General features: G+C 43.8%; 24 protein-coding genes. 9 read left to right on the top strand and 15 right to left on the bottom strand.

Annotated elements, in window-relative coordinates; genetic code table 11:
* Nucleotides 1-75 precede the first annotated feature (75 nt).
* Nucleotides 76-1959: an OmpA family protein gene (locus Q0K96_RS08330; RefSeq protein WP_297333543.1), complete on the top strand. Its 1884-nt coding sequence runs from the start codon at nt 76-78 to the stop codon at nt 1957-1959.
* A 76-nt stretch (nt 1960-2035) separates the two neighbouring features.
* Here Q0K96_RS08330 and Q0K96_RS08325 read toward each other — a convergent pair whose 3' ends face one another.
* From Q0K96_RS08325 to Q0K96_RS08300, 6 genes are read right to left on the bottom strand one after another with little or no spacing between them, the layout of a single operon-like run.
* Nucleotides 2036-2923, bottom strand: coding sequence for a DUF3078 domain-containing protein (locus tag Q0K96_RS08325; protein ID WP_297333542.1), 888 nt, complete (start codon nt 2921-2923; stop codon nt 2036-2038).
* Between the two features lie 56 nt (nt 2924-2979).
* Nucleotides 2980-3489, bottom strand: a complete 510-nt coding sequence (locus tag Q0K96_RS08320; protein ID WP_297333541.1) for a DUF2480 family protein — start codon at nt 3487-3489, stop codon at nt 2980-2982.
* A 16-nt stretch (nt 3490-3505) separates the two neighbouring features.
* A complete protein-coding gene (locus Q0K96_RS08315) occupies nt 3506-3829 on the bottom strand; it encodes an SUF system Fe-S cluster assembly protein (RefSeq protein ID WP_223054056.1) in 324 nt (107 codons plus the stop codon).
* A gap of 5 nt (nt 3830-3834) precedes the next feature.
* Nucleotides 3835-4254: a SufE family protein gene (locus Q0K96_RS08310; protein ID WP_297333540.1), complete on the bottom strand. Its 420-nt coding sequence runs from the start codon at nt 4252-4254 to the stop codon at nt 3835-3837.
* Between the two features lie 5 nt (nt 4255-4259).
* Nucleotides 4260-4709, bottom strand: a complete 450-nt coding sequence (locus Q0K96_RS08305; RefSeq protein WP_297333539.1) for a hypothetical protein — start codon at nt 4707-4709, stop codon at nt 4260-4262.
* 18 nt (nt 4710-4727) lie between these two features.
* The gene (locus Q0K96_RS08300; RefSeq protein WP_297333538.1) at nt 4728-5942 is read right to left on the bottom strand and encodes a cysteine desulfurase; all 1215 of its coding nucleotides are present in this window, start codon (nt 5940-5942) and stop codon (nt 4728-4730) included.
* A gap of 197 nt (nt 5943-6139) precedes the next feature.
* Between Q0K96_RS08300 and Q0K96_RS08295 the strand changes: the two genes are divergently transcribed.
* Genes Q0K96_RS08295 through Q0K96_RS08280 form a run of 4 tightly spaced genes read left to right on the top strand, consistent with a single transcriptional unit; the run spans nt 6140 to nt 9894 of the window.
* Nucleotides 6140-7030, top strand: a complete 891-nt coding sequence (locus Q0K96_RS08295) for an ABC transporter substrate-binding protein (protein ID WP_297333537.1) — start codon at nt 6140-6142, stop codon at nt 7028-7030.
* Nucleotides 7020-8057 (top strand): iron ABC transporter permease, encoded by a 1038-nt coding sequence (locus Q0K96_RS08290; protein WP_297333536.1) that lies wholly within the window; start codon nt 7020-7022, stop codon nt 8055-8057. Before Q0K96_RS08295 ends, Q0K96_RS08290 begins: the two co-directional genes overlap by 11 nt.
* 5 nt (nt 8058-8062) lie before the next feature.
* Nucleotides 8063-8839, top strand: a complete 777-nt coding sequence (locus Q0K96_RS08285; protein WP_297333535.1) for a heme ABC transporter ATP-binding protein — start codon at nt 8063-8065, stop codon at nt 8837-8839.
* A gap of 17 nt (nt 8840-8856) precedes the next feature.
* The gene (locus Q0K96_RS08280) at nt 8857-9894 is read left to right on the top strand and encodes a ChuX/HutX family heme-like substrate-binding protein (protein WP_297333534.1); all 1038 of its coding nucleotides are present in this window, start codon (nt 8857-8859) and stop codon (nt 9892-9894) included.
* Nucleotides 9895-10011: 117 nt separating this feature from the next.
* On the opposite strand, the gene Q0K96_RS08275 is transcribed toward Q0K96_RS08280, so the two are convergent.
* The 8 genes from Q0K96_RS08275 to Q0K96_RS08240 form a co-directional block, all read right to left on the bottom strand.
* Entirely contained in the window at nt 10012-11085 is a 1074-nt protein-coding gene (locus Q0K96_RS08275; protein ID WP_297333533.1) for an HmuY family protein, read from the bottom strand.
* A 12-nt stretch (nt 11086-11097) separates the two neighbouring features.
* Nucleotides 11098-13248 carry a TonB-dependent receptor gene (locus Q0K96_RS08270; protein WP_297333532.1) on the bottom strand — a complete coding sequence of 717 codons (2151 nt, stop codon included), beginning with the start codon at nt 13246-13248 and terminating at the stop codon, nt 11098-11100.
* A gap of 159 nt (nt 13249-13407) precedes the next feature.
* Complete coding sequence (gene sufD, locus Q0K96_RS08265; protein ID WP_297333531.1) at nt 13408-14724, bottom strand: Fe-S cluster assembly protein SufD; 1317 nt, start codon at nt 14722-14724, stop codon at nt 13408-13410.
* Nucleotides 14725-14764: 40 nt separating this feature from the next.
* Nucleotides 14765-15133 (bottom strand): four helix bundle protein, encoded by a 369-nt coding sequence (locus Q0K96_RS08260; RefSeq protein ID WP_297333530.1) that lies wholly within the window; start codon nt 15131-15133, stop codon nt 14765-14767.
* A 42-nt stretch (nt 15134-15175) separates the two neighbouring features.
* Nucleotides 15176-15922, bottom strand: coding sequence for a Fe-S cluster assembly ATPase SufC (gene sufC, locus Q0K96_RS08255; RefSeq protein WP_297333529.1), 747 nt, complete (start codon nt 15920-15922; stop codon nt 15176-15178).
* 32 nt (nt 15923-15954) lie between these two features.
* Nucleotides 15955-16344: a four helix bundle protein gene (locus Q0K96_RS08250; RefSeq protein WP_297333528.1), complete on the bottom strand. Its 390-nt coding sequence runs from the start codon at nt 16342-16344 to the stop codon at nt 15955-15957.
* A gap of 63 nt (nt 16345-16407) precedes the next feature.
* Nucleotides 16408-17856, bottom strand: coding sequence for a Fe-S cluster assembly protein SufB (gene sufB / locus Q0K96_RS08245; protein ID WP_297333527.1), 1449 nt, complete (start codon nt 17854-17856; stop codon nt 16408-16410).
* Nucleotides 17857-17949: 93 nt separating this feature from the next.
* Nucleotides 17950-18279: an iron-sulfur cluster assembly accessory protein gene (locus tag Q0K96_RS08240; RefSeq protein WP_223054041.1), complete on the bottom strand. Its 330-nt coding sequence runs from the start codon at nt 18277-18279 to the stop codon at nt 17950-17952.
* A gap of 176 nt (nt 18280-18455) precedes the next feature.
* Here Q0K96_RS08240 and Q0K96_RS08235 point away from each other — a divergent pair, with 176 nt between their 5' ends.
* Nucleotides 18456-19316 (top strand): MBL fold metallo-hydrolase, encoded by an 861-nt coding sequence (locus Q0K96_RS08235; RefSeq protein WP_297333526.1) that lies wholly within the window; start codon nt 18456-18458, stop codon nt 19314-19316.
* A gap of 77 nt (nt 19317-19393) precedes the next feature.
* Nucleotides 19394-21004, top strand: coding sequence for a S8 family peptidase (locus Q0K96_RS08230; protein WP_297333525.1), 1611 nt, complete (start codon nt 19394-19396; stop codon nt 21002-21004).
* A gap of 72 nt (nt 21005-21076) precedes the next feature.
* Here the strand turns inward: Q0K96_RS08230 and Q0K96_RS08225 are convergent, their stop codons facing one another.
* Nucleotides 21077-21451 carry a transcriptional repressor gene (locus Q0K96_RS08225; RefSeq protein WP_297333524.1) on the bottom strand — a complete coding sequence of 125 codons (375 nt, stop codon included), beginning with the start codon at nt 21449-21451 and terminating at the stop codon, nt 21077-21079.
* A gap of 80 nt (nt 21452-21531) precedes the next feature.
* Between Q0K96_RS08225 and Q0K96_RS08220 the strand changes: the two genes are divergently transcribed.
* Nucleotides 21532-22440, top strand: a complete 909-nt coding sequence (locus Q0K96_RS08220; protein WP_297333523.1) for an NAD(P)/FAD-dependent oxidoreductase — start codon at nt 21532-21534, stop codon at nt 22438-22440.
* 137 nt (nt 22441-22577) lie between these two features.
* Entirely contained in the window at nt 22578-23765 is a 1188-nt protein-coding gene (locus Q0K96_RS08215; protein WP_297333522.1) for a phosphoglycerate kinase, read from the top strand.
* Nucleotides 23766-23775 lie beyond the last annotated feature (10 nt).

Below are 23775 nucleotides of genomic sequence, written 5' to 3'. Positions count from 1 at the left end.
CTTTTCGATTTGAACTTCCCGAAAAAAGTATCACGTTCTCCACGTTATTTCTAAACCTAAAAGCGACATAAGAAAATGAAGAATTTATATATTACCCTTAGTTTTATGCTCGCCGGGATGGCAGTAACGGCGCAGAACAAATATACCAAAGAAGCCGACAAGCATTTTGGCCGCTTTGAATATGTGGAAGCTGCCGAGGCTTACAAAGAGCTGGTGGAAGACGGCAAAGGCGATGCCTATGTGTACAAGCAGCTTGCCGACAGCTACTACAATGTGTTTAACTACAAAGAGGCTGTAAAGTGGTATGACAAGGCCGTAGCCGCCGGCAATGCAGATGCGGAGACCTACTACCGCTATGCCCAGATGCTAAAGGCTGCCGGAAGGTATGAGGATGCCAACAAGCAGATGCGCCAGTTCGCCTCTATGGCACCTAATGACCAGAGGGCAAAGCTCTTTATGAAAGACCCTAACTACCTGCCCAAGCTGCGCAACCAGAGCAAGCTTTTTGATGAGAAGAAGCTTGACATCAACGATGAGAAGTTCGCTTCTTTCGGGCCGGTGCTAACCGATGACAATACCCTTTACTTTACCAGTGCACGCAATGAAGCCCGCAAGACCTACGGCTGGAACGACCAGCCTTTCCTTGACCTGTACATGAGCACCTGGAATGCCAACGGCACCTTCAGCGAGCCGGTACCGGTGGAAGGGGTGAACAGCAAGTGGCATGACGGTCCTGCGGCAGTAACCGCCGATGGCAAGACCATGTACTTTGCCAGCGAGAGCTTTAAAGAGAGCAAGCAGTGGCAGAAGGATAAGGATGTAAATGCCAAGATAGGCCAGGTGTACCTGTACAGGGCCACCAGGCAGGGCGACAGCTGGGCCAATGTGCAGCCGGTGCCGTTTAACGACAAGCGCTGGAGCACGGGTAACCCTGCCATCAGCAAAGACGGCAAAACCCTTTACTTTACCTCTGACAGGGAAGGCTCTGTGGGGGATACCGATATCTGGAAGGTAGAGGTAAAAGGCAACAACACCTATGGCGAGCCGGTAAACCTGGGGCCAAAAGTAAATACAGAGGGCAGGGAGAACTTCCCTTTCATTACCGAAGACGACAAGCTGTACTTTGCCTCTAACGGCAGGCCGGGCTTTGGCGGGTATGACCTGTATGTGATAGACCTTAAGAACAACAGCGGCGAGGCCATGAACCTGGGTGCCCCGGTAAACTCACCGCAGGATGATATTTCCTTCAGCTTTAACAACAGCAAGAACATGGGTTACTTTGCCTCTAACAGGAGCGGGGTAGACCAGCTCTACAGCGCTACACCGGTATGCGGGGTAGAGGCTATTGTTATGGTGCGCGATGCCAACACCGGCAAGGCGCTGGCTACGGCAAGGGTATCCATACTGGATGACAAGGGCAACGTGATAGAGACCCGTACGGCAGGCGCTGACGGTAAGGTGACCTACAACATTGACTGTGACAGGGCCTACACCATACAGGCGGCGGCTGACGGCTATGAGAACAACAGCTTCCCGATTGCCAAAACCAAAGGCGGGCAGGTAACCGTATCGGCTGACCTGAACCCTGTGGAGGTAAGGATAAAGTACCCTGTGTTTGAGGCGAAGGACATCTACTTTGAGTTCGATAAGAGCAACATCACCAAAGAGGCGGCCTTTGAGCTGGATAACCTTGTGGAGGCGATGAAGAAGAACCCTGAGCTGACCATCATGGTGAAGGCCCATACCGATAACCGCGGCAGCGACCGTTACAACCAGGCGCTTTCCAGCAGGAGGGCTAAGGCTACGGTGCAGTATGTGATCTCGAAAGGTATTGACAAAGCCAGGATATCAGGCGAAGGCTTCGGAGAGAGCCAGCCGAAGGTGGAATGTGCCCCTGACTGTACTGAAGAGCAGCATGCACAGAACAGGAGGAGTGAGTTCATGATCGTAAAACAATAAACAACCCACCCATCAATAAATAAGAAACCCCCGCAGCGTGCTGCGGGGGTTTTGCTTTATCTCTGATTATTAAAAATCAAAAACCATAATTGGCAGCAACGCCAAATACCTGCCTAATCTGGAAGCCTTTAAAGGCATTGTCGTCATAAACCGTCTGGAATGATAAATTAGTAGTAAGGTAACGGTTAATCTTCATCACAATGTTAAGCTGATAATCGATATCTACATTTTGCGGATCTTCGAGGTAATTGCTGTAAAGGTTTAGTATGTTCTCGAAAGTAACGTTGGCAATTACATCCAGCTTCCAGTAAGCCGATGCATTAAACCCAAGCTCATAACGCAAAGTCTCACCTTCATCCACACCAAAATAGGCAGCGTCAGGAAGGGTATATTTAGCATCTACAAAAGTAAACTTAGAAGTGGCGGGAGATAAGTTAAATTTAAAGTTGTCATCGCGCTTGTACAGCACACCGGGACCAACTAACAAATAACCCGGCGAAAGGAAATTAGTATATTCATCCCTTATCTCGGCACCGTCTTCATTAGTAGAATACTGGTAACCTTTTGTAAACTGTGTTTTAAAATTAAGGAATGCAGAATAATACCAACGGTCTGTTATCTGCTTTCCTAAAATAGAATTTATTTCGAGCCTATCATCGGTTTTCTTGGCAAAGGCACTGTTACGGGTTTTAACAATACCATAAGAAGCCATCAGTTTGTTGTCCCATGTCCAGTCTTCTTTCTTGTAATTAATGTCATAATTAACACCCAGGCTTCCGGAAATATTATTTTCACCGCCGGGCAGCCAGTTATCAAATGTACTTTGGTTAAAAAGGAAAGAAGCATTTCCTTTTTTAGTCCAGGGGCCAATAGTGTCATTATCGGCCTGCGGGGTGTCTTCATCCTGTGCGCTTGCAGTAAGAACGCTGAAAGCGCAGCATAAAAAAAGTAATTTATTTTTCATTGCTATACGAGTTTAAAACAAATATAGCCATTTGAAAATTTGAATAAGTTAAAAAATTACTTCTTCTTGTACAACGGTACCGATGAGCAGGCTTCGCCAAACATAAGGCTTTTGGCAACCGGCATTAAGTGCTGTACTGCCATTACATAAGCCTCCTGCGGCACGGGCTTGCGTGAACAGCCTTTTACAATCACAGGCTTGCCAACATATTCTGTATAATCGATATTTGAGAGAATTTCGCGGTAAAGGTGAATATTAATATCGTTAACGCTGCCCTGTACAACTGCTTTGGCATAAGGTTGCAGGTAAACAGTTACCAGCATATAGGCCCATGCAGGAACTATGGCATCGGTACTGCAATGCAGGGCTACATAGCTATCCTGAAACTGTTGCCAGTTGTAATTTTTAAGCGATTCGCGAAAATCTTTCTCGCGGAGTACAAAACCTTCCAAAAGCCATTGTGAAATATCAAGCGAAACACGTTCACCTTCAGGATAGTAATCCTCAAGGTCAAAAACCTGCAAAACACTATTGGCGACACGGTTAATAATTTGCTGTTCTTCCATAACAAGCTAATAAATTTTACAACATCCCAAGCTCCAGCTTGGCCTCTTCACTCATAAGGTCGCGCGTCCACGGCGGGTCGAAAGTGATTTCCACTTCCGTAGATTTTACATGTTCTATTTTGGATATCTTCTCCTCTACCTCAGCCGGAAGGCTTTCGGCAACAGGGCAGTTAGGCGATGTGAGCGTCATGAGTATCTTCACCTCGTTATCGGTGCTTACCATAACATCATAAATAAGCCCAAGCTCATATATATCAACCGGAATTTCGGGGTCGTAGATGGTTTTAAGCACCTTTACAATTTCTTCCCCAAGCTGTGCAGTATCTATTTGCGGTTCCATAAGTATTAATTTTTGGCGCTGAAAGCAAGCGCATACATTTTTATCTGTTTTACCATCGAAACAAGCCCGTTTGCCCTTGTTGGCGATAGGTGCTCCTTTAAACCGATCTCATCTATAAATCCGGTATCGGCTTCCAGTATGTCTTTAGGCTCCTGCCCGGAGAATACACGGATTAATATTGCGATTATGCCTTTCGTTAAAATAGCGTCGCTGTCAGCCGTAAAAAAAACTTTGTCATCCTTCTGCTCAGCGTGAAGCCAAACGCGGCTCTGGCAGCCTTTAATAATGTTATCGTCGGTTTTATACTGCTCTTCGGCAAGGGGTAATGTCTTCCCGAGGTCTATAACATACTGGTAACGCTCGTCCCAGTCGTCAAACATCGAAAATTCATCTATTATTTCTTCCTGTATGTCTTTAATTGTCATTTGTATTAATTGTTTAGGCTTCCTGTAACCTCAGCCATTGCTTCAAGAAGCGGTTTCAGTTCAGCCGGCGGGTTGCCGTGGTCAAAAGTAACACTTTGGTAGGTGCTGTCGGCAGTTGTTATAATTACATTAGCGGCAAGTGCACCATCAAACTGATGCTTTGCGCTCGGCACACTCATAGTGTTAAGACTGCTGTAATCCAGTTTAGATGCTTCTGTTACAATTGCCTTCCATTGATTTGGTGTTACGCTGCCTTTGCCTTTTATTTCCTCTCCCCTCCTCACAGTGATATCTGTATAGTTTTTATCTGTAATCAGGATTTCTTTTTGAGTACCGCGTGTCATTGCTTTATAAGCTACGCTAACCGGCTCAGCCTTATCATCTACCTTATGCTTAGCCGCACATGACACCAATACTAACACTAAAACAGCAACTAAAGGGAATATCTTTTTCATATCACTAAAATAGTAAATTTAGCTTAGCATATTTTTAGCTTTAACTACCGCAGCAGCCAAAGCATCTATTTCTTCTTTGGTATTGTAAAACGAGAAGGAAGCCCTTACCGTACCCGGAACGTTGAAAAACTCCATAACGGGCTGTGTGCAATGGTGGCCCGTGCGCACGGCTATACCCATTTTGTCTACAATGGCGCCAATATCATACGGGTGTATGCCATCAATAACAAAAGAGATAACAGATGTTTTATTATCGGCAGTACCAATAATTTTCAGCCCTTCAATTTCCTGTAGCTTTTGCGTGCCATAGCTAAGCAGCTCCTGCTCATACGCCATTATATTGTGCAGCCCAACCTGGTTCAGGTAATCTATTGCGGTGCCCAGCACTATACCGCCTTCAATGTTTGGCGTGCCTGCTTCAAACTTATGGGGCAGGTCGGCATAGGTACTTTTTTCAAAGCGTACTTCCTTAATCATTTCGCCGCCACCCTGGTAAGGCGGCAGTTTGTTGAGCCATTCTTCCTTTCCGTACAGCACACCGCTGCCGGTTGGCCCGCATGCCTTGTGTCCCGAGAAGGTATAAAAATCGCAATCAAGTGCCTGCATATCCGGCTGAAGGTGCGGGGCAGCCTGAGCGCCGTCTATTAAAACAGCAGCGCCTACAGCATGGGCCTTATCTATAATATATTTTACAGGGTTAATAGTACCCAGTGAGTTTGATATATGGTTTACGGTTACAATTTTAACCCTTTCATCAAGCAGTTTCTCATACTCTTCCAGTATAAGCTCTCCCTTGTTATTCATGGGTATAACCACGAGTGTGGCACCTGCCCTTTCGCAGAGCATTTGCCACGGCACAATGTTGCTGTGGTGTTCCATTGCGCTAACCATAACCTTGTCGCCTTCCTTCACGAATTTAGAAAACCCGCTGGCTACAAGGTTAATACCGTGGGTGGTACCTGTGGTAAACAGTACTTCGTGGCTGTGCTTTGCATTAATGTGCTTTTGTATCTTCTGCCTGGAAACTTCATAAGCATCTGTGGCAAGCTGGCTAAGCGCGTGTACCCCGCGGTGGATGTTAGCATTTATAGTGCTGTAATAGCCCGAAATAGCATCTATAACCACCTGCGGCTTTTGCGAAGTGGCAGCATTATCAAAATAAATAAGCGGCTTGCCGTTTACTTTTTGGTTAAGTATGGGGAAGTCTTCCCTGACTTTATTTATATCGAACATCTTAATTACTGATTTATACTATTATGCTTTTAAAAGCAACTGCAAAGTTACGGCTTGTTTTTTTAAAAACAGATTTTTAAAGGTGGTTTTAAGAATATCCCAACAGTACAATTTAACAGCTTATTTTTTTTCATTCTAAATAAAAAGCTATAGATTTGCCATTATTTAGATTCAATAAAAACAATATTCGCTTACCAATGAAGCATATAGCAAAATTTACGGCTGTTGCCTTACTGATACTGGCAACTGCATCGTGCAAAAAAGAGCAACAGGCTCCTGAAGAAAAAACAACTGCAACTGACACAGTTGCGAAAGTTGAAAAAAGAAGAATCATCTCCTTAAACGGTGCGCTTACAGAGATAATTAGTGCACTGGGACACCAGGACCAGATAGTAGCTGTTGATGTTACCAGTACCTACCCTGAAGGTATTAAGAATTCGGCTAAAGACCTGGGGCATGTAAGGAGTATCTCTATAGAAGCGCTTATGGCAGAAAAGCCTGAGCTTATTTTAGCCACCAACGAAGACCTTAGCCCGGAACTTACTGAAAAGATTAAACTGGCTAAAGTTGATGTGCGTGTTTTTGACAGGGACTATACCGCCGAAGGCACTAAAATGCTGATAGGGCAGGTAGCTACAGTGCTGCAAAGCGAAGGGGCACAAAAACTGCAGGATAAGATTGATACTGACCTGAAAGGTGTTGAGCAGCTTAAAATACAGCCAAAAGTATTGTTTATTTATGCGCGTGGTGCAGGTACACTAATGGTGGGCGGCAAGAACACACCGGTTGATAAAGTGATAGAGCTTGCAGGCGGTAAAAATGCCGTTACCGATTTTGAAGATTACAAGCCATTAACCGCTGAAGCCCTAATACAGGCCAACCCGGATGTTATACTAATGTTCGACTCGGGTATACAAAGCCTTGGCGGAGAGCAGGGTGTACTTAAAATTCAGGGTATAGAAAAAACGAACGCCGGCAAAAACAAGAAAATTATTGCTATGGATGGTGCCCTGCTTTCGGGGTTCGGGCCACGTTTGGGCGAAGCTGCCGCAACACTGAACAGCAAGTTTCAGGAGAATGCAAAATAAACTTTCCATATACATACTTGCCAGTACGGTACTGCTACTTTCTTTAGCAGTACTATCGCTGTATATGGGTGTATATGTTTTTGAAAAATATTCGGTTGCAGAAGTACTGAAAGGGCTAATAACCAACGACAGCACATTATCAGAAAGCGACCGTTTTGTAATGATGGATTTACGCCTGCCGCGCATAAGCATGGCCATACTGATAGGCAGTGCACTGGCAGTTTCGGGCACGTGTCTGCAGGGCATGTTTAAAAACCCGCTTGCAACGCCCGACCTCATCGGGATAACCAGCGGAGCCTCTTTATTCGCCGCGCTTGCTATTGTGCTTGGCGCATCAATAAGGCCCTATATCCCCGAGGTTTTCCATTTTTCGCTGTTAAGCTTTATGGCATTTTTAGGTGCATTGTTCACAATGGTTACAGTTTACCGCATATCTACCAGCAACGGCAAAACAAATGTAATAATAATGCTGCTTTCGGGTGTCGCCATAACAGCGCTTGGCTTTGCCGTTACAGGTTTTCTTATCTACATCAGTAAAGAAGAGCAACTGCGCGACCTTACCTTTTGGAACCTGGGCAGCCTGGGCGGCGCCACATGGACAAAAAATGCCATACTTACCGTTATAATAATCGTTTCGTATGCATTTTTAATCAACAAAGGCAAGGCATTAAATGCCATGATGCTTGGCGAGCGCGATGCACAGCACCTGGGCATACCTGTAGAACGCATTAAAAAACAGATTGTGCTGTTTACGGCACTCATGGTTGGCACATCGGTAGCTTTTGCCGGTACAATAGGCTTTGTGGGGCTTATAGTGCCTTATATCCTCAGGCTGATATTTAAATCGAACTATCACATAATATTACCGATGTCGGCCATACTGGGCAGCGTGCTGCTGCTGGCTGCCGACACTGTGAGCCGCACTATAGCCGCACCGTCAGAAGTGCCGATAGGCATACTTACGGCTTTTATGGGCGCGCCCATATTTATTGCCATTTTAGTTAAAAACAGGAAATCAATGCAGTAAGAGTTATGCTCGAAGCTTATAAAATATCATACTCGCAACGCAAGTTTGCCATCCTGCAAAACATAGATGTTTCGGTGGGCTATGGCGAACTTTTGGTTATTGTGGGCCCCAACGGTGCAGGCAAATCTACACTATTGAGCATGCTTGCCAACGAAATGGGCAAAAACGAAGAGCCTATTTTCTTTAAAAAGAAAACTTTTGAAGACTGGGATGAGAAAGAGCTGCCGCATCACAAGGCTAAATTTTCACAAAGCAACAGCCAGGATATACCATTATCGGTTAAAGATGTGGTAATGATGGGCCGCTACCCGTATTTTAACGCCGCGCCGCACAAATCCGACCACGATGCAGTTGCCAAAGCCATGCAGGAAACCGATGTTACCACGCTTGCCGCACGCGACTATAACACTCTTTCCGGTGGCGAAAAACAGCGCGTTCACCTGGCAAGGGTACTGGCGCAGCTTGATAATGATGTGGCGCACAAGCTGGTATTTTTAGATGAACCGCTAAATAACCTTGATGTATTGCACCAGCACCGCATACTGCACACCATAAAGAACTTTACAGGCCGCGGCAATACAGCCGTAATGGTACTGCACGACCTTAACCTTGCCGCACAGTTTGCCGACCGCGTGCTGCTGATGAAAAAAGGCAGGATTGTGAGCCATGATGTGCCCGATAAGGTTTTTACGAAAGAAATAATAAGCGGTGTATATAACTTTCCCTGCACTATATGCCCTAACCCGGTTAATAAAAACCCATTAATAATATTCGGAACGTAATACAATACCCAAAGCACATGGATACTATAACAAATACACTTAAAGCCCAATGGGAATCGCTTAAAGCCGAAAACCCGCACCTTCGCATACGCAATGCCGCCGAGCAGCTTGGCGTTAGCGAAGCCGAACTTGTTGCCACACAGGCCGGCGACACCGTTACACGCCTCCGCCCCCAATTTGCTGATATACTTACAGAAGTTGAAAAGCTTGGTAAGGTTATGGCGCTTACCCGTAATGAAGAATGTGTGCACGAACGTAAGGGCGTGTACCTTAACCCTGACTTCAGCAGCCCGTTTGCAGGGCTTTTTGTAGGCGAGGATATCGACCTGCGTATTTTTATCTCCCATTGGGATAAAGCCTTTGCCGTAGCGGAGAAAAGCGAGCACGGCGACAGGAAAAGCCTCCAGTTTTTTGGTAAGGACGGCCTTGCCATCCATAAAATATACCTGACAAAAGACAGCGACGATGACGCCTTTGAGGAACTTGTTGCCAAATATAAGTCAGATGACCAGGGTACAGATGAGACCGTAACGGATGTGCCGCTAAACCTTGAGGAAAAAGCGGATGCTGATATTGATGTGGAAGGCTTCCGCGAGTCTTGGCGCAACCTTAACGATACACATGCATTTTTCGGGATGCTTAAAAAATATGGCGTTACACGCACACAGGCACTTCGCCTTGCCCCTGAAGGGGACTATGCGGTACAGATTGAAAAAGATGCCATAGTAAAGATGATGGAAGGCGCTGCTGCACAAAAACTGCCTATAATGGTGTTTGTTGGCAACCGCGGCAATATACAGATACATACCGGCACCGTGCGCAAAACCATGTGGCACAACCAGTGGTTTAACGTGATGGACCCTGACTTTAACCTGCACCTTGATATGAGCAGGATTGCACAGACATGGGTAGTGCGTAAGCCAACCGAAGACGGTATGGTTACGGCTATAGAGGTGTTTAACGAAATGGGCGAGATTATTGTTCAGTTCTTCGGCAAGAGAAAGCCGGGCATTCCTGAATTACAGGAATGGAGAGATTTAGTTGCTTCTTTATAATTATTGGGTTATATATCTGATAAGCCGCTCCTCCCCCGGAGCGGTTTTTTTATGTACTAAAAAACCCGGCCAATAAAGCCGGGCTAACCAAAAACAAAAACTAACTTATTTATATAACTACTGAAGCAACTGGTACTGGAAAACAGGGAAACCCCTTTCTCCGTTACTGTTAAGCATCGAAATAAACTTAATTTTATACATATTGCCTGCGCTGTCTTTCAGCACGAAGAAAACATTATCATATAGCTGTACGGGTATAACGTTACGCCAGTTAGCGCCAATTACCCTTTGGTCGCTGCTAAACTGGTAATTGCCCGCCTGTACAGATGCAGCCGTAAAAGCCTCATAAGCAGCGGTATCGCCCTGTACCATAAAGCCTGTAACACCGGCCTTACTGTTTATCACAATGAAATCGGAATAGAAATAAGCACCTGCTGATGCACCTGAATTATCAAATACCTCATTGGTAAACGTGGTAAAGTTCATGTCCCACTTGTCTCTTTCAGGCTCGGCCATGACAACGCCTGTAGTAAAGCTGAAGAAAGTGTGGTTATAGGCCGGTGATTTGGCTATCGCAATTTCCTGGAATGATGCGCTTTCAAGATCGGCATACTGTAATTTGTAGCCATCGCCATCCCTCCAAACTTTTACTTTCTTCCATCCGCGCGGGTCGCCTGCAGTATTTACAGAGCCAACGGCAGGGGTAGCAGTTGGCACGGCATGGCCCAGGTTGATAAGATATACCTTAGCTTCTGCCTCGTTTGCAGCAATGGTTTTAAAGGCAGTACCGCTAAGGGTTCCGTCAGGGTTATCCACATACTCCAGGTTTTCCGGTTGAAAGGTTCCTACGGCAACAGCAAGGTTTTCTTGCTGTGGCAGGGTAATATCGGTTGTTTCAAGCTGTTTTGCAGCCATCATGAGCGAGCCGTTAAGCACCACACGGAAGTCATTACCACTGTAAAAGCCCAGATCCCAGCTTTCGCGCGCTACAGGAACTGCTCCTTCTCCGCTAAGGTCTACATACACCTGGTTTTGCTGGTTGGGGCCACCAATATTTAAAGGATGTTGAGCCGTACCGAAGACAGTTCCTGCAGAAGGCGTTTCTATAGGGGCTATATTGCTGTTGCTGCCGTTTTCGCTGCAAGACACCAGCGCGAGCATTGCAAGTGAAAATAAAAGTATTTTTTTCATGGTTACACGTGATTATATATTGATATTGTATGTTAGCTTAAGGAAATATGAGCGCCCGTAGCCCATAAGGATATTGGTAGTACCCGCGCTGTGTGTGCCGCCCGCTGCCTGGCTGCTTTGTATATTTACTACATCCAGCAGGTTCCTGGCGCCCAGTGTAACATCTAAAGAGCGTTTAAAGAACGATTTGCGCACTGAGGCATCCATAAGACCAAAGGCTTCTATTTCGTTTAATATGAACTGCGGATTGCTTAATGAGCTGTCCTGTACATATTGCTGCTGCCTGCCGTTGTGCTTATAGTATAATGAAAGTTGCGTATCCCATTTTGGTATGGTATAGCCAATACTGGTGTTAAACTGGTAGGTGGTGAGGTATTTATCGTCTGACACTGTTAGCCCTGTATTAATAGCCCGTGATATGCCCGTAACCGAAACACCCACTTTAGCATCGAGGTTTTTGTACTGCAATTGGTGTGTGGTAGCAAGATTCCACATTTTGTAGCTATCGATATTGATATAGCGGTACTGGAACTGCGGAAAGGTTGCTACTACAGCAAGTTCTATCCTGTCGGATACCGATATAAAGCCTGCTGTAATGCTGTTGCTTAGTTGGAGGTCTTTTGTAAAGGTTTGTTTTTTAAGGCTTGCCTCTATACTGTGCCCGCTTTCAGGGTCAAGTTCAGGGTTGCCCTGCAGGTTATGGTTGCTGTCAACAAAGTAAGTATATAGCTCTTCATAATTGGGCGTGCGGTATGACCTGCCATAGCTGAGCCTTGCCTCATATCCTTTATTAAGCAGGTAGCGCAGCCCCATAGAAGCCGCCCACTGGTTATCAAATTTTGACTGGAACGAATACCTGAACCCCGGACGTATGGAAAACCTTTCGGTTACCGGCGCTTCTGCGGCAGCAAAAACATCATAGTTTTCCAGCCTTTTATTCAGGTTAACATCGCCATTGTTATCATCGTTAAAATTGCCTGTAAGGGCAGAGCTGTAACCGTAAGTATTTACCAACTCATAACCTACCTGAAAATCAAAACCTTCTTTTTTAATGAAATTAGTCAGTGTGCCTGTAGAGTGCAGTACCTCTGTTTCCTGATACGGCTGGGTAGTATTCTGCTCCTCGGTATCGGTTTGTATGTAATAGCGGAACTGCTCTACGTCCCTTTGTTGCTTTTGGTGCGAAACCGACACATTATAATCCAACCCCGCCAGCTTGCCCACGGCATTAAGATGGTGGTAGAATTTTTCGGTAAAATAACGCCTGTCGTTAGCATAGCGCAATATGCCTGTGCCTTCTATAAACTGGCTTAATATGATAGGGTTATAAAAATCTATGTTCTCATCAAAATGCTCAAAGCGGTAAAAAACCCGGGTATTACCTTTTTGGTAGTGCACCAAAGCGTTGCTGAAAACCTGCTCTTTGGGCAACCAGCTGTAACCACGCTGCTGTGTTGGGTTGTTTGGGTTGTTGGTAAACTCACGCCCACCAAAACCGCCTAAATACCCTTCAAAGCTATTGCGGTTTGCCCCTGCAGAAATAAACCAGTTGTCGTTTAGATTGTGTGATATCCTTAATGCCTGTATGTGGCGGCCTTCATCATAAAAAGGCTTATACTCATCACCTACGGTTTCTTCCTGCACGGTAGCGGATATTTCCCATTTGTTTTTGATGCTTTTCTTCGTGATGATATTGATTATACCACTAACGGCGTTAGCGCCGTGTGTTACGCCCATAGCGCCCTCTATAATCTCTATGCGTTCTATATCGTCAAGATTTATCTGGGTAAGGTCTATATTGTTGCCAAGCCCTGTATCGCTTACAAGCGGTACATTATCTACCAATACTTTAAGGTATTGCCCGTCTAACCCAAACATGGATACTGTAGAACGCCCTTCTCCGCTTTGCGGCTGTACAATAATATTGAGGTATTGGTTAAGCACATCGGCGAGGTTATTACCTGCCTGCCTGCGGATATCTTCGGCAGAGATTACCCTTACATTGAATACCGATTTCTTTATGGATTGCGGCTCTATCTGCCCCGTTACCACTACTTCATTAAGCAGGGCGGGCTGTATAGTGTCAGCAACAGTTTCCTGGGCAACTGTATAGATTGTATATAGTAAAAGTACAGGCACTAAAACCTTTATAGTGATTTGCATTGTTTGTTAGATTGATTCTAAATTGCAAATCTACAAGCAGGGTTTTATATATGCAAATTATTTTTATTAATTCTAAATAAAAGAAAGTGCGGTCAATAAAAAACTGCCTCTATTTCCCGTAGAGGCAGCCCTTAAACATAGTTGTGCTTCTGTAAATGTCTATAGGTTAAAACCCATGTTTACCCCAAGCTTAGAAGCAATCAGCTTGGTTATCCTGTTTTTTAATTCGGGTATCTTGATACTCTCTATTACCTCATTGCTAAAAGCATACATCAATAAAGCCTTAGCCTCTTTTTTAGGTATGCCGCGCGACTGCATGTAAAACATTGCGCTCTCATCAAGCTGTCCTATGGTACAGCCGTGCGAACATTTTACATCATCGGCAAAAATTTCAAGCTGCGGCTTGGCATTAATTGTTGCCTTCTCGCTTAGCAATATATTGTTGTTCTGCTGAAAAGCGTCTGTTTTCTGGGCTTCTTTCTCCACAAAAATCTTCCCGTTAAAAACGCCTGTTGCATTGCCGTCAAAAATACCTTTATAATTTTGGTGGCTCACACAGTTTGGCTGGGCATGGTTTACCAGCGTGTAGTGGTCTACAAGCTGTTTCTCGCCAATTATAGTAATCCCTTTAAGCGTGCTCTCTACATGCTCGCCCTCATGATAAAAATTCAGGTTGTTACGTGTAATGTTACCTCCAAAAGAGAAAGTATGTACAGATGCAATACTGTCTTTTTTTTGCGATATATAGGTATTGTCAATAAGGTTAGCGGTAAGTACATCGTTCTGTATCTTATAGTAATCTGCTATGGCTCTTTCGTCAACAAATATTTCGGTTACCGAATTGGTTAGCACCGGATTGCTGTTAAGGCTCTGGTGCCTTTCTATTATCTGCACCTGCGCATTCCTGCCCACAATAATGAGGTTGCGGGGTTGTACCATAAGCGCTGCCTCATTACCGGTTGAAAGATATACAATTTCTACAGGCTTATCAGCTACTTTATTTTTAGGGATGTTTATATAAGCACCCTCATACGAAAAAGCGGTGTTTAGCGATGTTAAGCTATCGGCATTATTTGCCGCCTTATTAAAATATTCGTCTATTACAGCTTTGTACTTGGGTTTTGTCATGGCCGATGACATAAGGCACACATCAAGCCCGTCGTGCGTTGTAGACGAAAGGAATGAACTGAAAATACCGTCAATAAACACCACTTTATAGGTGTCTATTTCATGCAAAAAGTATTTTTTTACATCGGCATAGTTAAGCGCATTTTCTTCTTTAGGGAATACGCTGAAGTCATTCTTCAGGATGCTGTTAAGCGATGTATATTTCCAGGCTTCATCCTTTTTTGTGGGGAAGCCTTTATATTCAAAATTCTTAATAGCTTCCGTACGGATATTATGTAAATCTGCATTTACATCTACCCGCTCTTCAAAAGCCATAAAAGACGATAAAAGTTTTTCTTTTAAATCCATTAATTGTCAAAAGTTTAAAGTTGTAAAGTCTTAAAGACTATCAACTTTCTTTACTTAGATATTTTATAAGGCCGCTCAGCAATTTTGAAATCTCTGTAATATCAGTAATCATATTAATAAATAACTCATTACTGATATAGTTAAGGTCGAGTGCTAAATACAGTTGCGACCTGACTTCGGCGGCGGCGCCTTTTGCAATGTATAAAAAATGAACGAATTCTTTGTCCGTTTTCCTCTCATAGCCTTCGGCTATATTAGATGATATTGAAACAGAACATCTTCTTATCTGCCTTGCAAGGTCAAAATCTTTTTTAAAACTGTCAGCTTCGGTAATCAGGTAAATCTGTTTATTAAGCTCCCGGGCTTTTTGCCATGAAACTATTTCTTCAAATGAACCAAATTTACCCATGCTACAACTTTATGACTTTATGACCTGCGACTTTAGACTGTCTTAATTTTCCGCTTTAATCCAGTCGTAGCCTTTTTCCTCAAGCTCATAGGCCAATTCCTTACCGCCCGATTTTACTATTTTACCGTTATACAGTACGTGTACAAAGTCGGGTACGATATAATCTAAAAGCCTTTGATAGTGGGTAATTACTATAACCGCATTGTCTTTACTGCGTAACTTGTTAACGCCATTTGCCACAATACGCAGTGCATCGATATCAAGACCCGAATCGGTTTCATCCAGTATTGCCAGCTTCGGCTCCAGCATTGCCATCTGGAAAATCTCATTACGTTTTTTCTCTCCACCGGAAAAGCCTTCGTTCAGCGAGCGTGAAAGGAACTTACGGTCAATTTCCAAAAGCTCACTCTTTTCACGTATCAGCTTCAGCATCTCGTTGGCGGGCATTTCTTCCTCGCCTTTAGCTTTACGCGTTTCGTTAATAGCGGTTTTCATGAAGTTGGTTACCGATACACCCGGAATTTCTACCGGATACTGGAATGAAAGAAAAACACCTTTATGCGCCCTTTCTTCCGGAGCCAGCTCGCCAATGTCTTCACCTTCAAGGGTTATCTCACCATCGGTTACCTCATACTCTTCCTTACCGGCAATAACCGATGAAAGCGTACTTTTACCCGAACCGTTAGGCCCCATGATAGCATGTACCTCGCCAGCTTTAACCTCAAGGTTAATACCTTTCAGTATCTCTTTATCTTCAACACTTGCGTGTAGGTTTTTAATAGTCAGCATTATTGTTTGTTTAAAGTTTAAGGTTTAAAGTTCTATTGAAACTTTGTTCCTTTGTAATCTTTATTATTTAAATAGGTTATAAATTTATTTATTCTTCCGCTCAGGTTTTCAAAGTCACCTTTTAATACTTCAAATTCGTTTTCTGTTATATATCCGAAATCAAAAAGTCGGTACAGCTGAGATCTTGTTTCCCCGGCAGAACCTTTTGCTACCGAGAGAAACTGCCTAAATTCTATATTTCCATTTCTTTCAAAACCTTCAGCAATGTTATCCATTACAGAACCAATTGATGCCTTTATCTGGTCGCGAAGGCGAAAATCATTTTTTAGCGCTGTTGTATTTGCAATATGGTTAATCTGATTAGAAAGCCTTCTTGCTTCCTGCCAAATTTCCAAATCCTCAAACTTCTTTATAGTGGCCATCCTTTTTTTGCTTATTAGCAGTTTAAGGTGTTAACAACTTTAAACCTTAAACTTTAAACCAGATTACCCCACACTACCCTCCAGACTTATTTCCAGCAGCTTTTGCGCTTCAACCGCAAACTCCATCGGTAGCTTGTTCAACACCTCTTTGCTGAAGCCGTTAACGATTAGCGCAATAGCTTTTTCGGTTGGTATGCCACGTTGGTTGCAGTAGAATACCTGGTCTTCGCCAATTTTACTGGTTGTTGCCTCGTGTTCTATTTTGGCTGTTGTATTTTTCGATTCGATGTACGGGAAGGTATGCGCGCCACAATTGTTACCCATCAGCAGCGAATCGCACTGGCTGAAGTTACGGGCATTTTCTGCACGGCTGCCTATCTGTACCAGTCCGCGGTAGCTATTTTGCGATTTACCGGCTGATATACCCTTAGAAATAATGGTACTCTTGGTATTTTTCCCTAAATGAATCATCTTAGTACCCGTATCGGCCTGCTGGTAATTGTTGGTTACGGCAATAGAGTAAAACTCCCCTACCGAATTATCCCCTTTAAGCACACAGCTTGGGTATTTCCACGTTACGGCAGAACCGGTTTCTACCTGTGTCCACGATATTTTGGCGTTCTTTTCGCAAAGCCCGCGTTTGGTTACAAAATTATAAACACCGCCCTTGCCCTCTTTATTACCGGGAAACCAGTTTTGTACTGTGCTGTATTTTATCTCGGCATCATCAAGCGCTATAAGCTCTACCACTGCGGCATGCAGCTGGTTCTCATCGCGGCTCGGTGCGGTACAACCTTCAAGGTAGCTCACATAGCTGCCCTCGTCGGCAATAACAAGCGTACGCTCAAACTGGCCTGTGCCTGCCTGGTTAATACGGAAGTAAGTGCTCAATTCCATCGGGCAACGAACGCCCTTTGGTATATAGCAGAACGACCCGTCGCTAAAAACCGCCGAGTTCAACGCTGCATAAAAATTATCTCTTTGTGGCACTACTGTACCCAAATATTTCTTTACCAGTTCCGGATGCTCTTTTATAGCTTCGGAGATAGAACAGAAAATAATGCCTTTCTCTGCCAGCGTCTTTTTAAATGTTGTCGCTACCGAAACAGAGTCCATTACAATATCTACTGCCACACCTGCAAGCATTTTCTGCTCATCTATAGAAATGCCGAGTTTTTTAAAGGTATCCAGTAATTCCGGGTCAACCTCATCAAGGCTCTCATACTTAGGCTTTTTCTTAGGTGCCGAATAGTAAGATATAGCTTGGAAGTCAGGTTTTTCATAATGTACATTTGCCCACTCCGGCTCTGTCATCTGCTCCCATGCACGAAACGCCTCAAGGCGCCATTCAGTCATCCATTCCGGCTCCTCCTTCTTCATCGAAAGCGCACGAATAACATCTTCGTTTAACCCAACGGGAAACGTGTCGCTTTCTATATCTGTATAAAAGCCGTATGCATACTCTTTGTTCTCCAGCTCGACTTTTAATTCTTCTTCTGTGTATTTGCTCATATCTTAGCCCCCTAACCCCCAAAGGGGGAATTAGTTAGTTAATTTAAAATTTTTAGAAGCCCTTTGTTCCCCCTTTGGGGGTTAGGGGGCTTTTTATAACGAAAAACTCTCCCCGCAGCCGCAGGTGCGCTGTGCGTTAGGGTTGTTAAACACAAACCCTTTGCCGTTAAGGCCTCCGCTGTACTCTAAAATTGTACCTGCCAGATATAAGAAACTCTTTTTATCTACAGCTACTTTTATGTTATTATCCTCAAATAATTTATCGTTTTCGCCCAGGGCTTTGTCAAATTTCAAATCATACGACAAGCCTGAACATCCTCCGCTTTTTACCCCTACCCTAACATAATCGGTAGCGGCATCAAAACCGTCATCCTCCATAAGGCTGACAATTTTTTTCCTTGCTGTATCAGAAACTTTTATCATTGTCTGTATATATTTAATCTAAATTACTGCAAAGATACCCACAATTTTACACATTGCAATAAAAGCTACTCTTTTTATCTGATTAAGGTATAAGTAAAGCCTATACGGTGAGTTTTATTGCATAAATAACAGCAAAATCCGTACCTTGCTGCATCTAAAATACTCAAACAAATACAATGAAACTATACCCGATAGAAAGCGGCAACTTTAAGCTTGATGGGGGCGCTATGTTTGGCGTGGTTCCCAAAACCATCTGGAACCGCACCAACCCTGCAGATGAAAACAACCAGATAGATATGGCGGCACGCTGCCTGCTGATTGAAGACGGCAACAGGCTTATTCTTATAGACACCGGAATGGGCAAGAAGCAAAGCGAAAAATTTTTTGGCTACTATGCCATGTGGGGCGACCACAGTATAGATAAATCACTTGCCAAATATGGTTTTCATCGCGATGATATTACCGATGTTTTTTTAACGCACCTGCATTTTGACCATGTGGGCGGCGCCATACAATGGAATAAAGACCACACCGGCTATGAACCAGCTTTTAAAAACGCACACTTCTGGACGAATGAGAACCACTGGCAATGGGCCGTTAAACCCAATGCACGCGAAAAAGCATCTTTCCTCCAGGAAAATATTATGCCCATGCAGGAAAGCGGGCAGTTAAATTTTATTACTCGCCCTGAAGGCGACTTTAAGGAAAAAAGTGAACTGTGCTTTGGTATATTCTTTGCCGATGGGCATACCGAAAAACAGATGATACCGCATATAAATTATATGGGAAAGACATTTGTATATGTGGCCGACCTGCTGCCAACCGCCGGGCACATACCCCTGCCTTATGTAATGGGTTATGATACCAGGCCGCTGCTCACCCTTGATGAAAAGGAAAAGTTTATGAACGCAGCCGCAGATAATGGTTACTATTTAGTGCTTGGCCACGATGCGCATAACGAAATTATAACCGTTCAGCACACCGAAAAAGGAGTGCGCCTTAAAGACGTTTTAAAGTGGGATGATTTCCTAACGTAATGTTAATTTTATAAAGTTTGTAACAAATCCATCCTATTTTAGACCAATTCTGTAAAGAAATGTAAATTAAGTATAATATGAAGTTTAAATCAATTTATCTCTCGGCTGCACTGGCACTATTCCTTGCAAGCTGCGGAGCCTCTAAAAAAATAACAGCAGAGTCTATTACTGCACCTGCAACAATAACAGCCAAAAAAGCTGACCTTAGCGAAAACGAAGAACAACGCTGGAGCCACCTTGATATTGTAAACGATACTATACCCGGAATGAGTACAGACCGTGCACTGAAGCTGCTTGAAGGTAAAAAAGCAGATAAAGTTATTGTAGGTGTAATTGACAGCGGCGTGGATATTGAGCACCCGGACCTGCAGGGACAGATATGGACTAATAGCGACGAAATAGCCGGAAACGGTAAAGATGATGATAACAACGGTTATGTGGACGACGTTCACGGATGGAACTTTTTAGGTGACATCAACCATGAAAATATGGAGTTTGTACGCATCCTGAAAAGGGGCGACGACGGCTCTGAGCTTTACAAAAGGGCAAAAGCCGAATATGATAAGGAATATGCAGAGGCTATGGCCGGCAAACAGCAAATGGATTTTATCCTGAAAGCGGATAAGGCCATACGCGAACAACTGGGCAAAGACACTTATACTGCTGAAGATTTAAAGAACATGCAGTCATCAGACCCTACAATTAATGCTGTTAAAGGCAGGTTTGCCATGATATTAACAGAAGTATCGCGTGATGAGCTTATAGAAGATATTAAGGGCGGCAAAGAGCATTATGATAATGTATTGGATTACCACCTTAACCTTAAGTACAATGCCCGTAAAGACATCCTTAAGGATGATGAGAACAACTGGAATGCCAAAGGATATGGTAACGGCAACGTTATAGGCCCTGAGAAAGAAGGCGCAAAACACGGCACCCACGTAGCAGGTATTATTGCCCAGCTAAGGGGTAACGGCATTGGCGGAGACGGTGTAGCCAGCAATGTAGCGGTTATTATGCCGGTGCGTGCAGTGCCCGATGGCGACGAGTATGATAAAGATGTTGCCATGGCAATACGCTATGCGGTAGATAACGGCGCCAAAGTAATTAACGGCAGTTTTGGTAAATACTTCTCTACCCACAGCGACTGGGTATATGATGCTATAAAATATGCGGCAAGCAAAGATGTACTTATTGTTTGTGCGGCAGGTAACGAAGGAACCGACCTTAATGAAGGCGGCGGCGTAGAGCGTTACCCTAACGACAACATGAACGGTGGCGCCGAAATTGCTGATAACTTCCTTTCGGTTGGGGCGCTTAACTACAGCCTTGACGAGGGGTTGATAGCTAATTTCTCTAACTACGGTAAAACCGATGTAGATGTGTTTAGCCCGGGTGTACGCATTTATGCAACCACTCCAAATAATAATTATGAATACCTTCAGGGTACATCAATGGCTTCGCCTAATGCAGCGGGGGTTGCAGCTCTAATACGTGCTTACTATCCTAAACTTACAGCCGCACAGGTTAAACAGGTTATCATGCAGTCAGGAGTACCTATGCAAATAGATGTAGCCGCAGGTGGCGACGAAAAGAATATGAGGGCATTCAGCGATGTATCTATGACCGGTAAAGTTGTAAATGCTTATAACGCAATTATCCTTGCCGATAAAATGTCGAGATCTTAAGTAATCAGAAGCTAATTTTATTCTATACCTCAGTTGCCGTTACTGTTTTACAGTAGCGGCAATTTTTTTGTATTAAGCGCAGTTTTTGCACCTTCCGTTAATGATGCAGTTAATACTTTCTGCAAAATAGCCTTCCGGCACAGTAAACTGCACAGGAGTAGGAAGACATTCTAACGTGTTGCACCCTGTGCACCTGAAATGAAAGTGATTATCAGAATGCTTCTCTGAATCGCATTTACTGCAAACAGCAAAATACTGCTTACCGTCTTCTGCAACAACCCTGTGTAAAATACCGTCATCGCAAAACCGGTTCAGCACCCTGTAAACGGTAGCCCTGTCTATATCTATACTAAGATTATCCTGCACCGTTTCGTGGTTAAGCGCTTTACCTGCTTTTTTAAGTACATCTAAAACAGCTTCTTTTGCGGGTGTATTCCTTCTTCTCATCTTTTAATGCGATTTTGTTGCAATAATAAAATATTTATTTAAGTTTGCCAAATCTATTTGAAACTTATCAAAAAACAGCTATGGAAAATCAGGATATTTTTGAAGTTATCATCATAGGCGGAAGCTACTCAGGCCTCTCGGCAGCAATGGCGCTGGGGCGTTCGTTACGCAAGGTACTGATTATTGATGGTGGCAAACCCTGCAACAGGCAAACACCGCATTCACATAATTTTATTACCCATGATGGCACCCCGCCGGCTGTAATAGCCGCTCTTGGCAAAGAACAGGTTTTACAATACAAAACCGTTACATTTATTACTGATGTTGCCGTGAGCGGAGAAAAAACCGGCACAGGCTTTTTAATAACAACACAATCCGGTAAACAATTCACAGCACAAAAACTGATTTTTGCAACGGGCATAAAAGATATAATGCCCAACATTAAAGGTTTTGCAGAGTGTTGGGGGATATCTGTTATACATTGCCCCTACTGCCACGGCTATGAAGTAAGGAACAAAATAACAGCCATACTGGCTAATGGCGAGAGGGCTTATCACCTCGCTACTTTAGTAAGTAACCTTACCAAAAACCTTAGCATAATCACGTCAGGCAAAGCCGATTTTTCAGCAGAGCAAACAGCAAAACTGGCAAAAAACAATATCCCTGTTATTGAGGAGGGAGTTATTGAGGTAATCCACACAAACGGGCAACTGCGCAACCTTGTGCTTAGCAGCGGGAATGCGTTGCCTCTTGATGCTTTATATGCAGTCCTGCCTTTTGTTCAGCACTCTGATATACCTGCGAAACTTGGTTGCGAACTTACCGAAATGGGGCATATTAAAACAGACGGTTTTCAGAAAACAACTGTTGAAGGTTTATTTGCGTGCGGCGATAACGCGGCAATGATGCGCTCTGTAGCCAATGCGGTGAGCAGCGGTAATATAGCCGGCGCAGTAGCCAACATGGAGCTTTGCCACCAGAGTTTTTAATACAGAAAAGGAATAATATTGCTGTTCAGCACATTGTGTTTTACTACAGGTTATTTTTCAACAAACGTTTGGCAAATTATTAACAGAAAAAACTATATTTGCGTTTCTTCAGTTAAAACCCGAAATTTTAAAAACACATGAAAACGCTTTCAGATATTAATTTTAAAGATAAAAAGGCCTTAATAAGGGTAGATTTTAATGTTCCCCTTGATGAAAATTTTAATGTTACCGATACCAACCGTATCGAAGCCGCGAAGCCAACTATCGATAAAATTTTAAATGACGGTGGAAGCGTTATCCTGATGAGCCACCTGGGCAGGCCAAAAGGCAAAGAGGAAAAATATTCGCTTAAGCATATTGTAACCACAACATCTGAAGTATTGGGTAGATATGTGAAATTTGTGGAAGACAGTGTAGGCGAAACTGTAGAAAAAGCTGCCGAGGCTTTAAAGCCGGGTGAAATATTACTTTTAGAGAACCTTCGCTTTTATAGCGAAGAGGAGGCGGGAGATGAGGCTTTCGCTGAAAAACTTGCCAAACTGGGCGATGTTTACGTTAACGATGCCTTTGGCACAGCACACCGTGCGCATGCTTCTACCACCATAGTTGCAAAATTTTTTCCTCAAAACAAGGTTTTTGGAACGCTTCTTGCGAAAGAAATCGACAGTCTTAACAAAGTATTAGGAAACAGCGATAAGCCTGTAACGGCTGTTTTGGGTGGCAGTAAAGTATCATCTAAAATAACAGTTATAGAAAATATACTGGATAAAGTAGACCACCTGATAATTGGCGGCGGTATGACTTTTACCTTTATAAAAGCGCAGGGCGGCAGCGTGGGCGACTCTATTTGTGAGGATGACAAGCAGCAGCTTGCGCTTGACATTTTAGAGAAAGCCAAAACAAACAATGTGCAGGTGCACCTGCCTGTAGATGTTGTGGCTGCCGATGGATTTAAAAACGATGCTAACACTAAAGTTGTTGATGTAAGAGAAATACCTGATGGTTGGCAGGGGCTTGATGCAGGCCCGAAATCGCTGGAGCAGTTTAAAGAGGTTATTTTAAACTCAAAAACGATACTATGGAACGGGCCGCTTGGCGTTTTCGAAATGGAAAACTTTGCCAAAGGTACCATCCAGTTAGGCGAATATATTGCCGAAGCTACTAAAAACGGCGCTTTCTCTCTTGTGGGCGGGGGCGACTCTGTAGCAGCGGTTAAGCAGTTTGGCCTGGAACCGAAAATGAGCTATGTATCTACCGGAGGTGGTGCAATGCTCGAAATGCTTGAGGGTAAAACCCTGCCGGGCATAGCTGCAATACAGGAATAGCCTGTTAAAG

Origin of the sequence: Flavobacterium sp. (assembly GCF_024305175.1) — a bacterium.
Lineage (GTDB): Bacteria > Bacteroidota > Bacteroidia > Flavobacteriales > Flavobacteriaceae > Flavobacterium.
The sequence above is the reverse complement of the archived record's forward strand: the minus strand, read 5'-3'. Positions and strand labels throughout refer to the sequence as shown.

Coding starts and splice junctions, on each gene's coding strand:
- Q0K96_RS08330 (WP_297333543.1), top strand. CDS start 76: ATGAAGAATTTATATATTACCCTTAGTTTTATGCTCGCCGGGATGGCA.
- Q0K96_RS08325 (WP_297333542.1), bottom strand. CDS start 2,923: ATGAAAAATAAATTACTTTTTTTATGCTGCGCTTTCAGCGTTCTTACT.
- Q0K96_RS08320 (WP_297333541.1), bottom strand. CDS start 3,489: ATGGAAGAACAGCAAATTATTAACCGTGTCGCCAATAGTGTTTTGCAG.
- Q0K96_RS08315 (WP_223054056.1), bottom strand. CDS start 3,829: ATGGAACCGCAAATAGATACTGCACAGCTTGGGGAAGAAATTGTAAAG.
- Q0K96_RS08310 (WP_297333540.1), bottom strand. CDS start 4,254: ATGACAATTAAAGACATACAGGAAGAAATAATAGATGAATTTTCGATG.
- Q0K96_RS08305 (WP_297333539.1), bottom strand. CDS start 4,709: ATGAAAAAGATATTCCCTTTAGTTGCTGTTTTAGTGTTAGTATTGGTG.
- Q0K96_RS08300 (WP_297333538.1), bottom strand. CDS start 5,942: ATGTTCGATATAAATAAAGTCAGGGAAGACTTCCCCATACTTAACCAA.
- Q0K96_RS08295 (WP_297333537.1), top strand. CDS start 6,140: ATGAAGCATATAGCAAAATTTACGGCTGTTGCCTTACTGATACTGGCA.
- Q0K96_RS08290 (WP_297333536.1), top strand. CDS start 7,020: ATGCAAAATAAACTTTCCATATACATACTTGCCAGTACGGTACTGCTA.
- Q0K96_RS08285 (WP_297333535.1), top strand. CDS start 8,063: ATGCTCGAAGCTTATAAAATATCATACTCGCAACGCAAGTTTGCCATC.
- Q0K96_RS08280 (WP_297333534.1), top strand. CDS start 8,857: ATGGATACTATAACAAATACACTTAAAGCCCAATGGGAATCGCTTAAA.
- Q0K96_RS08275 (WP_297333533.1), bottom strand. CDS start 11,085: ATGAAAAAAATACTTTTATTTTCACTTGCAATGCTCGCGCTGGTGTCT.
- Q0K96_RS08270 (WP_297333532.1), bottom strand. CDS start 13,248: ATGCAAATCACTATAAAGGTTTTAGTGCCTGTACTTTTACTATATACA.
- sufD (WP_297333531.1), bottom strand. CDS start 14,724: ATGGATTTAAAAGAAAAACTTTTATCGTCTTTTATGGCTTTTGAAGAG.
- Q0K96_RS08260 (WP_297333530.1), bottom strand. CDS start 15,133: ATGGGTAAATTTGGTTCATTTGAAGAAATAGTTTCATGGCAAAAAGCC.
- sufC (WP_297333529.1), bottom strand. CDS start 15,922: ATGCTGACTATTAAAAACCTACACGCAAGTGTTGAAGATAAAGAGATA.
- Q0K96_RS08250 (WP_297333528.1), bottom strand. CDS start 16,344: ATGGCCACTATAAAGAAGTTTGAGGATTTGGAAATTTGGCAGGAAGCA.
- sufB (WP_297333527.1), bottom strand. CDS start 17,856: ATGAGCAAATACACAGAAGAAGAATTAAAAGTCGAGCTGGAGAACAAA.
- Q0K96_RS08240 (WP_223054041.1), bottom strand. CDS start 18,279: ATGATAAAAGTTTCTGATACAGCAAGGAAAAAAATTGTCAGCCTTATG.
- Q0K96_RS08235 (WP_297333526.1), top strand. CDS start 18,456: ATGAAACTATACCCGATAGAAAGCGGCAACTTTAAGCTTGATGGGGGC.
- Q0K96_RS08230 (WP_297333525.1), top strand. CDS start 19,394: ATGAAGTTTAAATCAATTTATCTCTCGGCTGCACTGGCACTATTCCTT.
- Q0K96_RS08225 (WP_297333524.1), bottom strand. CDS start 21,451: ATGAGAAGAAGGAATACACCCGCAAAAGAAGCTGTTTTAGATGTACTT.
- Q0K96_RS08220 (WP_297333523.1), top strand. CDS start 21,532: ATGGAAAATCAGGATATTTTTGAAGTTATCATCATAGGCGGAAGCTAC.
- Q0K96_RS08215 (WP_297333522.1), top strand. CDS start 22,578: ATGAAAACGCTTTCAGATATTAATTTTAAAGATAAAAAGGCCTTAATA.